Raw genomic sequence first — 10,928 nt, forward strand, 5'->3', positions numbered from 1 at the left:
CTCGTCGACGGCCGCCGCGGAGGACACGTCCAGCTGGTAGGCGTGGGCCGTACCGCCTTCGCGCGCGATGAGTTCCACGGTCTCCTTGGCGGAGTCGAGGTTGATGTCGGACAGCACCACCTCGGCCCCGCGCCGCGCGAACGCCAGCGCGGTCTCGCGGCCGATGCCGCTGCCGCCGCCGGTGATCACCAGCAGCTGATTCTCGAAAGTCCGCTGCTGCGTGCCGACTTCGGCGCGCTTCAGCCCACGCGAGGTCTCCCCCGTGCGCAGCGAGTCGATGAGTTCGGCGGTGGAGGTGGCCAGCAGTTCCGGATGCGAGAACGGCAGCCAGTGCCCGCCGCCGACCTCACGCCGGTACAGGGTGGGCGCGTAATCCTTGGTGTCGGCGTACCCGGCGGGCCGCACGGCCACATCCCGGCGCGCGATGATCAGCTGCACCGGCACCTCGGTGCGGCGCTCGCGCGGATCACCGAGGCGCTGCAGGATGTTCGCGCGGTAGATGCGCATGCCGTCGAAGAAGTCGCGGCGGAATTCCGGCCCGAGCTTGATGTTCTCCGGCGAGGTCTCGTTCATCAGGCCGACGAACCGCGACCACATCTTCTCGGTGCCCAGCGGCTTCAAGACCACGCGCGGCACGCCCGGCGTCATGAACAGCCCGGTGTAGAGCGACGACAGCATCTGGGTGAACGGCCCCCACACCTTGCCCTGCGACAGGCTCGAGCGCACCCACGCGCCCAGGTGGTCGAGGTTGGGCCCGGACACCGAGGTGAAGGAGGCGACCCGCCCGGCGGCCTGCGGCTCGCAGACGGCCTCCCACATCTCCACCGAGCCCCAGTCGTGGGCCAGGATGTGCACGGGCGCATCGGGACTCACCGCGTCGGCGACGGCGAAGAAGTCGGCCGCGAAGTGCTCGAGCCGGTAGTCCTCGGTGCGGTCGGTGCGGGTGGAGCGGCCGTGTCCGCGGGTGTCGTAGGTGACCACGTGGAAGCGGTCGGCCAGCAGCGGCACCACCCGATCCCACAGGTGGTTGTCGTCGGGCCAGCCGTGCACCAGCACGATGGTCTCGGCCGAGGGCTCACCGTATTCGTAGACGGCGATATCGAATTCGCCGCTGCGCACCATGCGCTCGGCGGCGGGGATGACGGTGGGGTGATCGGTCACGATCTTCTCCTCGTTGAGACGGTGCTAGAGGTCCAGCACCAAACGTTCCCCGCCGCAACGGGATACACAGATCAGCATGTCGCCGGCCGCGCGTTCGGCGTCGGTGAGCACGGTGTCGCGATGGTCGATCTCACCCTCGCGGACCCGCACCACACACGTGCGGCAGAAGCCCTGACGGCACGAATACGCGCTGTCCGGGCGGAGTTTCAGCACTTCCTCCAGCACCGACTTGTCGGCGGGTACGTCGATGACCTCGCCGCTGCGCGCCAGTTCCACCTGGAAAGCGGTGCCGTTGACGACCGGCGGCGGGGAGAAGCGTTCGGAATACAGTTCCACGCCGGGCATCTCACGGATCCGGTCGGCGATGAGCTGGGTCATGACGACCGGCCCGCAGCAATAGACCGAGGTGTCGGAGCCGACGCCGGGCAGCAGGTCGGCCCCGGTCGGGATGCCGTGCTCGTCGTCGGTGCGCACGGTCACCCGCGACCCGAACGACTCCACCTCCGAGAGAAAGGGAATGGTGTCGCGCGACCGGCCCGCGTACACCATGCTCCACTCGACGCCGAGCCGCTCGGCCATCCGGATCATCGGCAGGATCGGGGTGATGCCGATGCCGCCGGCCACGAAATGCACACGCGCGGCGGAGGATCCGTACCCGGGCAGCACGAACGGGAAGGCGTTGCGCGGCCCGCGCACGGTGATCGGGGTGCCCACCTTCAGCGTGTCGTGCACTTCGAGGGACCCCCCGTTGCCCTGCGGAATGCGCCGCACCGCAACGCGATACGCGTGCCGGTCGGCCGGATCGCCGCACAGCGAGTACTGCCGCACCTTGCCCGACGGCAGTTCCAGGTCCAGGTGCGCGCCCGGCCGCCACTCCGGCAGCTTGCCGCCGTCCGGCGCGGTCATCAGCAGGCTGATGACGTCGGTGTCGTGCGCTTCCACCCGCCGCTCCACCACGACCAGCGGGATGCGCCACTCGTCCACCCGCACATCCGGTTCGTGCCGGTTGACGAAAGTGGTCCAGCGCAAACGGCTTTCGGCGATGAAGTCCAGCACCCGGGTGGTGCGGTCGGCACGCGCCTTGCCGTACAGGTCCTGCGGCGGGTCGAACGGAACGGGACGGATAGCGCTCACGACGCCATCATCCGGGCGGCCGGGGACTGCGCCAGGTACGCGATGGCCTGGGCGCTGGAACCGACGGTCGCGGGGGTGTAGCCGGGCTTGAAGGTGGACAGCGCGCTCACCAGCAGCGACGGAATGCCCGGCACCGAACCCCGCCACATGGAGGCGAAGATGCGCAGGATCAGCATCGGGTAGCGGTGGTTGGGCAGCGACGGATCCTGGTGCACCAGATACTTCGCGCCACGCGCCAGCAGGGCGATGAAGATGGGGAACACCATCAGCATGAGCGCGCACCGGCGCACGTAGCCGACCTCGAAGTATTCGGCCACATCGTGCGCGACCATGCGGTGTTCGACCTCCTCGGCCCCGTGCCAGCGGAACAGGTCCAGCATCTGCGGGTCGGCGTCGAACTTCTCGAGGTCGGCATTGAGCACCCAGTCGCCGAGCCAGGCGAAGAAATGCTCGAGCGCCGCGATCACGCCCAGGCGTTCCACCAGTTGCTGCTGCTGGGCGGCCGGGGTGCTCATCTCGCGCGGGCCGAGCGTCTTGCGGAAGATGAACTCCGCCTGTTGCACATAGGGTTCGACGTCGATGCCGTGGGTCTTCAGCACCTGTTCGAGGGCACCGTGGTGGCTCTCGGCGTGCATGGACTCCTGCCCGATGAAGCCGATCATGGCTTCGCGCAGCTTCTCGTCCTTGACCAGTTCCAGCGCCTCGCCGAAGGTCACCAGGAACATGCGCTCGCCCTCGGGCAGCAGCATGCTCAGGGCATTGAGGACGTGCGAGGCGATCGGATCACGCTTCATCCAGACCGGTTCGGTCCGCGACCAATCGAACTGCACATTGCGTGCCTGCAGGGCTACCTCTCCGGGTTCGGTCACCGGCGAGCGACGGCCCAGCGTCGGAAGTAGCTTCATCGGTACTCCTGGATCTCGTATCCACGTTTGCTGCGTGAGCGTAGCAATATTCTACCCATGCATGAAACTAGGAGTTACACATATATTCGATGTCGATAAGGCGAACCCCTCGCCACCCCGGAATCACCCGGGACGACGAGGGGTTACGGCGTGTCGTCGAGGCCCTGATCGACGCGGCCGACCGCTAGCTGTCGACGTGCACGTGCGGCCGCTGCGAGCGGCGCGGGATGGCGCGGCGCAGGATCTCGCGGGTCACGGGGGCCACCTCGCCCTCACCGAAGAAGAGGAAGCGCACCAGGTTGGTCAGCGGATTGCCCTCGGTCCATTCGAAGTACACGTGCGGGCACTCACCGGTTCGGTCCCGGATCGCGATGAGAATCGACGCGATGCAATTGGGCACGGCCGCGGCCTCGACGGTGAGGATGTGGTAGTCGTCCACATCCACCTCGGTGACATTGAGCGTGGTGGAGAACTCCGAGGGGTCCTTCACGATGACCTCGAGGAACAGGATCGGCTCGTCCGCGGGAATGTGGCTCTCGCGCCGCTGGTCGGCTTCCTTCTCCGCGTACTCCTCCGGCGAGCGGCCGTCGGTGATGTCGTGGGTGACGATGCGGATCTCACCGCGCTCGGCGAGCTGGTCGATCATCGCGCACGCCTTCTCGTCGAAGATCACCTCGACGGCCCGCAGCTCGAAGGCCCGGCGAATGCGGGAGGCCAAGGACACCACGATGATCGCGACCACGAACAGGATGGCCAGGTGCAGACCCGCGGGCTTCTCGATGATGTTGTCGATCGTCGTGTAGACGAAGATCAGCGACACCAGGCCGAAACCCACCACCCGCGAGTACTGCTGTTTGCGCCAGGCGGAGATGGTCACCGCGACGGCGGCGGAGGTGATGAGCACCAACACACCGGTCGCGTACGCCGCGCCCTGCGCGTCCACGCTCGCGTTGAAGTACCAGGTGATGCCGAAGGACACCAGCGCGAAAACCAGGACCAGCGGCCGGATCTGGCGCGCCCACTCCGGGGCCATGCCGAAGCGCGGCAGGTAGCGCGGCACCAGGTTCAGCAGACCGGCCATGGCCGACGCGCCCGCGAACCACAGGATGGCGATGGTGCTGATGTCGTAGATCGAGCCGAACACATTGCCGAGGTACTCGTGCGCCAGATAGGCCAGCGCGCGCCCGTTGGCCTGCCCGCCCTCCTCGAATTCCCGCTCCGGAATCAGGATGGTGGTGATGAAGCTGGTGATGATGAGGAACCCGCTCATGATGAACGCCGCCGTGGTCAGCAGCTTGCGGGTGCCGACGATGCGGGCGCGCGGGAACTCCTTGGAGTCGGCCGGATTGCCCTTGATCTGCGGCATGACCGCGACACCGGTCTCGAAGCCGGAAAGTCCCAGCGCCAGTTTCGGGAAGACCAGCAGCGCCACCCCGATCATGGCGAAGATATTGCCGTGCTTGGCCGTCAGCAGATGCGACCAGTCGGTAATCAGGTGCGGGGCTTGCGCCACCTTCACGATGCCGACCACCGCGACCACCACGTTCAGCGCCAGGTACGCGCCGACCAGTCCTACCGCGATGCCGATGGCCTCGCTGAAACCCTTGAGGAACACCGCCGCCAGCAACGCCAGCAGGACCAGGGTGATGGTCATGTTCTGGTCGTGCAGGAACGACGGCACATTCGGATTCTCCACGATGTGCGCGGCGCCGTCGGCCGCCGAGAGCGTCATGGTGATGGTGAAGTCGGTGGCCGCGAAGCCCAACAGCACCAGGATGAAGATCTTGCCCCACCAGTTCGGCAGGAACTTGGCGAACATGGCGATCGAGCCGCCGCCGTCGTGGCTCTCCTTGGCGACCCGGCGATACACCGGCAGCGCGCCCAGCAGGGTGAGCGCCACCAGCACGATGGTCGCCAGCGGCGACAGCACGCCCGCGGCCAGCGCCGCGATACCGGGCTGGTAGCCCAGTGTCGAGAAGTAGTCGACACCGGTGAGGCACATGACCTTCCACCAGGAATGCTGATGCTCCTTGGGGGCTTTCTTGGCCATCGGCCCCTGAATCTGCGAGTGGTGCTCACCCGCGTCCTCTAGTAGCCAGTTCGCGAAACGCGAGCGCGGCCGTACGTCGGTGGTGGTCAAGGAGTCCTCCCCGGAACTCTGCGGTCCGGTTGCTTGCATGAAGCCCGAAAATATTCCGAAATGACGTGAAGAATCTACTCACGGCAAACCGGGCGCGGACGCACCCCGCGCCGTGAGTCGTTCAGTGGGATGTGCTAGCCGACGTAGGCGGCGATGGCGTTGGCGATGGCCTGCGCGAATCGCGCGCGGCCGTCCGGTGATTCGAGGACCGCGATATCGCCGGGATCGCGCATATTGCCGCATTCGATGAGGGCGGTCGGGCGCTCGGAGAAGTTGAGCCCGGCCAGATCCGCGCGCGGGTCGAGACCGTCGGAACCGACGTAGTTGGAGTTGGTGAATCCCGCGCCGACCATGGTGTCGCGCAGCATGGTGGCCAGCGCCACCGAGGGCCCGGATTGCGCGTCGTTGAGCGCGGGCGAGGAGTATGCGACGTGGAAGCCGTGGTCGCCCGCGGGCGCGCCGTCGGCGTGGATGGAGACCACCGCGGCCGCGCCGACCCGATTGCCGAGGGTGCCGCGATCGTTCACGCAGGGCCCGACGCCGTCGTCGCTGTCGCGGCTCATGACCACGTGATAGCCGCGCGCGGTGAGCAGATCCCGGACCTGCTGACCGACAGCCCAATTGAACTCGTGCTCGGTGTAACCGTCATTGCCGCTGGTGCCGGTGGTGTTGCAGGGCTTCATGCCGCCGCGCCCGTCGGGCACCTGGGCGTTGATCTCGTCGGGATGGGCCGCGCCGCCGCCGTTGTGGCCGGGATCGATGACCACGGTCTGGCCCGCGATGGGCAGCAGCGGCGAGGTCGGAGCGAGAGTCGAGGCGGGTGCCACGCTGGGCCGCGGCTCGGACGCCGAAACCGGTGTGGCGGTGATGCTCTGCCCGCAGCCCGCGATCAGCAGGGCGCCGCAGAGAGCCGCCAGGGATTGCCAGTGTCGGTGTCGCACGGGACAAACGATAACGGTTGAATCACGAAGCCGTAAGTCAGTGTTCGAGTTTGCGCAGGATCTCGTGGAGAGTGCGCAGGTCGGCGGGGGTCAGGGCGGCCAGTTCCGCAGGGGCGGGGTCGGGTGTGGCGAGCGCCTCGGCCACTGTTTCCTGCCCGGCCCGGGTGAGTGAGATGAGTTTGGAACGCCGGTTGGACGGGTCGATCTCGCGGATCACCAGGCCGCGTTCCTCGAGATCGTTGACCACGACGGTGGTGGCCGGGGCGTCCATGGCGGCCGCCCGGGCCAGCTCCTTGGCGGTGAGCGGGCCGGGCAGCAATCGGCGCAGCACGCGAATACGGCTGAACGGCATGCCGGTTCGCTCCACCACCGCGCGCTTCCAGCCGTCGCGGGTGTCCATGACCAGGTGGGTGAGTTGCCGCCAGACCATATCGGTCGAGGGCGTGTCAGCCGGCATGAGCGGGGACCTTCTGTTCGAGCAAGGGGGCGATGCGGTCTCGCGAACGGTACGCCCAGTCGGTATTGGCGGCGACGCCGAGCGCGATGACGGCGGTGGCGAAACCCGCGATGGTCCACCACAATCCCGCGCCGGTGAGCGCACCACACAGTGCCACACCGAGACTCACGCCGACCTGGCGGCTGGTGGAGGCCACCGCGGCCGCCGCGCCCGCGCGATCGAGCGGCATGCCGCTGACCGCGGTGGTGGTGATGGGCGCGTTCACCATGCCGAAGCCGATACCGAACACCGCGAAAGTGATGACCAGCTGCCAGATCGGAGTGTCCGCGTGCAGCAGTGTCAGGCCGACGGCGGCCACCGCCATCAGGGTGCCCGCGGCCAGCAGTGACGGGCGGGTGCCGTGGCGGCCGACCAGCCGGCCCGACAGCGGCGAGAAGATCAGCATGCCGACCGCCATCGGCAGGTAGAGCAGGCCGGTGTGCACGGCCGAGAAGTGCCGTGTCCCTTGCAGATACAGCGACATGTCGAACAGGAACGCGCCCAGCGCGGCGAACGAGCAGACCGCGATCACGGTGGCCGAGGAGAACGGGAAGCTGCGGAAGAAACGCAGATCGATGAACGGCGAGGGGTGCCGTGCTTCGTGCCAGAGGAATCCGCCCAGGGCCAGCGCCGTGACGGCGAAGATGGCGGGCTTGCCCTCGATCAGGCCGAACACCAGCGTGAACAGCACCGCGATGGCCAGTACCTGACCGATCGGGTCGATCCCGCGCGGTTTGGCCGACTTCGATTCCGGCACATAGACGGTGGTGAGCACCAGCGCGACCGCCACGATGGGCAGATTGATCCAGAACACCGACTGCCAGCCCAGGCTGTCGATGAGCACGCCGCCGACCAGCGGCCCCATGGCCGTCGAGATGCCGACCACCGCACCCCACACACCGACCGCGCGAGCGCGCTCCACGCTGCCCACGAAGGTGGTCGTAATGATCGACATGGCAACGGGATTCAGCATGGAACCGCCGACGGCCTGCAGGAACCGCGCGCCGATCAGCACCTCGATGGTGGGTGCGAGGCTGCACAGCAGCGAACCGGCCGCGAACAGCAGCAGGCCGATGCGGAACACCCGCTTGCGCCCGAACCGATCGGCGGCCGCGCCGGAGAGCATGAGCAGGCTGGCGAGGGTGAGGGTATAGACGTCGACGATCCACTGCAGCTTCGACATCGGCGCACCCAGATCGGTGCGGATGGTCGGGATGGCGACGTTCACGATGGTCGCGTCCATGGAAGAGATCAGCAGGCTCAAGCAGCAGGTGATCAAGATGATCGTCTTCCGCCGCGAGCTCAGCCCCTCAACAGTTGTAAGCACACAATGATTGTGAAGACACAATCATTCCGAATGCAAGAGTCTTGACGAGTGGCGCAGCTCACGCCCACGCCGAGGACGGCCAGCCCCCAATCGTCATTCCGGCGTGCATTTGGCCGAATCCACGCGAACGGCGACAGCGGGGTGTGGATCCCAGCCGAAAACACGCTGAGATGACGAGGTGACGCACGCCGGATCCCAAAGGCGAGGCCGTGTGCCACGGCGACGCTCGACGCCAGGAGTAGCCGCCCGCCGCGCCCGTTGGCGGCCAGGTCGCTTTCGGCAGCGGGCAGGCTCGGTCACGGGGGCGGGGGGCAGTGGCGGGGCGGAGTTAATGCCGGGGTGGGGTTAGTTTGCCGATCAGGCCCCACAGGACGTTTTGGACGTCTTGGGTTTGTTGCTCGGCGGTGCCGTAGGTGTGGGCGGCGACGGTGAAGCCGGGGCCGAAGGAGGCTGAGGCGACCTCTGGATCGCCTAGATCGGACCAGCCCCATTTGCTGCCGAGGATTTGCGGGAGGCGGGCGGTGCCCCAGTCCTGACGGGTGCCGTCGGCGGCCTTGTCGGCGGGTTCCTCCATCCAGGCGAGGATGGGGCTGTCGGGTTCGGTGCGGACCTTGGCGGCGAGGAAGTCGGCGACATCGGCGGTGCTCGTGGTGGACAGTTCCCAGCCGCCCGCGCCGTGCGTGGCGGGCAGCCCGTATTCGCGGGCGATGTCGTCGATGGCGGAGGGGTATTTGCGCGAGAGCTGATCCGCTGCGGCATCGTCGGATTTGCGGATCATGCGCTCGCACAGGTCCCGGTCGGCGGCCGACCCGTCCCCGTGCCGGAGCGCGTAGTCGGCGATGAACAGCTTCGAAATCGACAGTGCCGCACGCTCTTCGGTCTCGTTCTCGGTCCCCCACCCCACGCCCGGCACCATCGTGCGCACCGAGATCGAGGTGCGCTCGGGCACCTGCAACGGCTCGATATCGGCCGGGACCGGCAGCACATCGGTCGGCGGCGGTTGCGCGGCCCCCGCCGACGCGGCCCAGCCCAGGCACGCCGCGGCGATCAGCGCCCCGACCACTCCGGTCCGTGTACGCAAAGCCGCCTCCGTCCGCCCGTCGCCAACCCGATGCACCACCGCAAACCCCGCGCCCACCACCGATCTCGCACTGCCGACATACACGCGCCGCCGCCTCCACTCACATCGCCGACTCCGCGTATCCATCGTCGATCCCGCGTGTGGGGCGCGGACGGTGGCACGCCGTCCGCCCGGTCCAACCTTGCTCCTGCGGACTGGGCGGTCGTCTACGACACGCCGATCAGACGGTGAGTATGGTGCGACCGATCGCGGCACGGGAAGCGATGGCGGCGTGTGCGGCGGCAGCTTCTTCCAGGGGGAAGGTCTGGCCGACGACGACCTCGAGGCGGCCCGCCGCGGCTTCGGCGTGCGCGCGCTCGTGCAGGCCGAGCCAATCGGTGTCGGGAGTCGCGACATCGAACAGCGAGACGAGGGTGATACCTTGGGCCGCAGCGGCTTCCGCGTCCACCGCGGCGAACCCGCCCGCCGAATTGCCGTAGGCGATGAGCGATCCGCCCGCGTTGAGCGTGGTGAGCGCCGCGCGGCCGATGTCACCGCCCGCGCCGTCGAGGACGGTCTGCACCCCGCCGGTGATCGCCCGCACCTGTTCGGCCCAGTCCGGTTGCGAGTAGTCGACGACCTCGTGTGCGCCGAGTCGTTGCGCGAGAGCGAGTTTCGCCTCGCCCCGGGCGACGGCGATGACCCGCTCCCCGTTCGCGCGGGCGAGCTGGATGAGCAGCGTGCCCAGGCCACCCGCGGCGGCGGTGATCAGCACCCACTGGCCCGGTTGGGTATTCGCCCGATCGGCGACCGCGAGGGCGGTGCGCCCGTCGTGAGCGAGGGCGGCCGCCTGCACGAAACTCAGCTCCTCGGGCACGACGGCCAGGGTGGCCACCTTGGCCAGGGCCAGTTCCGCGTAGCCGCCGACGGGCAGCCCGCCGCCGATGCCGCTGGCCGCGGTCGGAGTGGCGACGCGCTTGCCGATCCAGGTCGCATCGACCTCGGGTCCGACCGCCTCGACCGTGCCCGCCACCGCGCCGCCGGGCACGAACGGCGGCACCACCGGGAAGTAGGCGGCGCCGACACCACTGCGCAGCATGGTGTCGAGGAACATCACATCCGCGGCCGCGACCCGCACCACCACCTCGCCCGGCCCGGCCACCGGGTCCGGCGCCTCCGTCACCGAGAGCACTTCGGGTCCGCCGAATTCCTTCGCCTGCACCACTCGCATGTCATTGCCTCCCTGTCGATCTCGACCGCTGTCGATGAGTCGAGCTTCGAACCTCGACATAGGTTCAGGTCAAGCGCGCTGGTGAAGATTCCTCCGAGAGCGAACTCGACATGAGTCATTTTCGAGACAAGCAGCCTTGACTTCGACTCATCAGACCGCCTAGTTTGAAAAGGCGGCGAGATCCGCCGTCCACTCCGGGGACCAGGAAGGTTGCCTCCATGCCCACCCCGCTCCTGCAGGACATTCGCGAAGCCACCCGTGCGCGCGAGGCCGCCAAGCAGGCCGCCCAGGCCGCCGACGCCATCTGGCGCGACCGCATCAAGGACGCCACCGCCGCCGGCGAGCGCGTGTTCCTGATCGCCAAGGCCGCGGGCGATATCACCACCTCCCGCGTGTACCAGATCCGAGACGGCGTCCGCACCGGAACCCGCTGAGCCGCCGCCATTCTCTGAATCTGTGCGCCGTGCCCCGAACCTGAGGCGGAACGTGCGAGAATCACGCGGTGCAGGATCAGCTGAAGCAGTGGCTCGAGG

General features: G+C 68.0%; 10 protein-coding genes. 1 reads left to right on the forward strand and 9 read right to left on the reverse strand.

The features are described from left to right. From ACWELQ_RS24605 to ACWELQ_RS24645, 9 genes are all read right to left on the reverse strand, one after another. Positions 1-1,161, reverse strand: a 1,161-nt coding sequence (locus ACWELQ_RS24605) for an SDR family oxidoreductase (RefSeq protein ID WP_452399406.1), incomplete at its 3' end; no start/stop codon positions are given. Between the two features lie 24 nt (positions 1,162-1,185). Continuing rightward, positions 1,186-2,295, reverse strand: a complete 1,110-nt coding sequence (locus tag ACWELQ_RS24610) for a PDR/VanB family oxidoreductase (protein ID WP_452399407.1) — start codon at positions 2,293-2,295, stop codon at positions 1,186-1,188. Further along, on the reverse strand, positions 2,292-3,200 hold the full coding sequence (locus tag ACWELQ_RS24615; protein ID WP_452399408.1) for a metal-dependent hydrolase: 909 nt from the start codon (positions 3,198-3,200) through the stop codon (positions 2,292-2,294). The genes ACWELQ_RS24610 and ACWELQ_RS24615 overlap by 4 nt, the downstream gene beginning before the upstream one ends. A gap of 184 nt (positions 3,201-3,384) precedes the next feature. Beyond that, complete coding sequence (locus ACWELQ_RS24620) at positions 3,385-5,340, reverse strand: amino acid transporter (RefSeq protein ID WP_452399409.1); 1,956 nt, start codon at positions 5,338-5,340, stop codon at positions 3,385-3,387. Between the two features lie 134 nt (positions 5,341-5,474). Next, entirely contained in the window at positions 5,475-6,281 is an 807-nt protein-coding gene (locus ACWELQ_RS24625) for an N-acetylmuramoyl-L-alanine amidase (RefSeq protein ID WP_452399410.1), read from the reverse strand. 37 nt (positions 6,282-6,318) lie between these two features. Continuing rightward, positions 6,319-6,738: a MarR family winged helix-turn-helix transcriptional regulator gene (locus tag ACWELQ_RS24630; RefSeq protein ID WP_452399411.1), complete on the reverse strand. Its 420-nt coding sequence runs from the start codon at positions 6,736-6,738 to the stop codon at positions 6,319-6,321. Next, positions 6,728-8,104, reverse strand: coding sequence for an MFS transporter (locus tag ACWELQ_RS24635; protein ID WP_452399412.1), 1,377 nt, complete (start codon positions 8,102-8,104; stop codon positions 6,728-6,730). The genes ACWELQ_RS24630 and ACWELQ_RS24635 overlap by 11 nt, the downstream gene beginning before the upstream one ends. A 328-nt stretch (positions 8,105-8,432) precedes the next feature. Then, positions 8,433-9,185: a hypothetical protein gene (locus ACWELQ_RS24640; protein ID WP_452399413.1), complete on the reverse strand. Its 753-nt coding sequence runs from the start codon at positions 9,183-9,185 to the stop codon at positions 8,433-8,435. A 220-nt stretch (positions 9,186-9,405) separates the two neighbouring features. Then, entirely contained in the window at positions 9,406-10,395 is a 990-nt protein-coding gene (locus tag ACWELQ_RS24645; protein WP_452399414.1) for a zinc-binding dehydrogenase, read from the reverse strand. 218 nt (positions 10,396-10,613) lie between these two features. Between ACWELQ_RS24645 and ACWELQ_RS24650 the strand changes: the two genes are divergently transcribed. After that, the gene (locus ACWELQ_RS24650; protein WP_452399415.1) at positions 10,614-10,829 is read left to right on the forward strand and encodes a hypothetical protein; all 216 of its coding nucleotides are present in this window, start codon (positions 10,614-10,616) and stop codon (positions 10,827-10,829) included. Positions 10,830-10,928 lie beyond the last annotated feature (99 nt).

It is taken from the genome of Nocardia sp. NPDC004722, assembly GCF_053601505.1.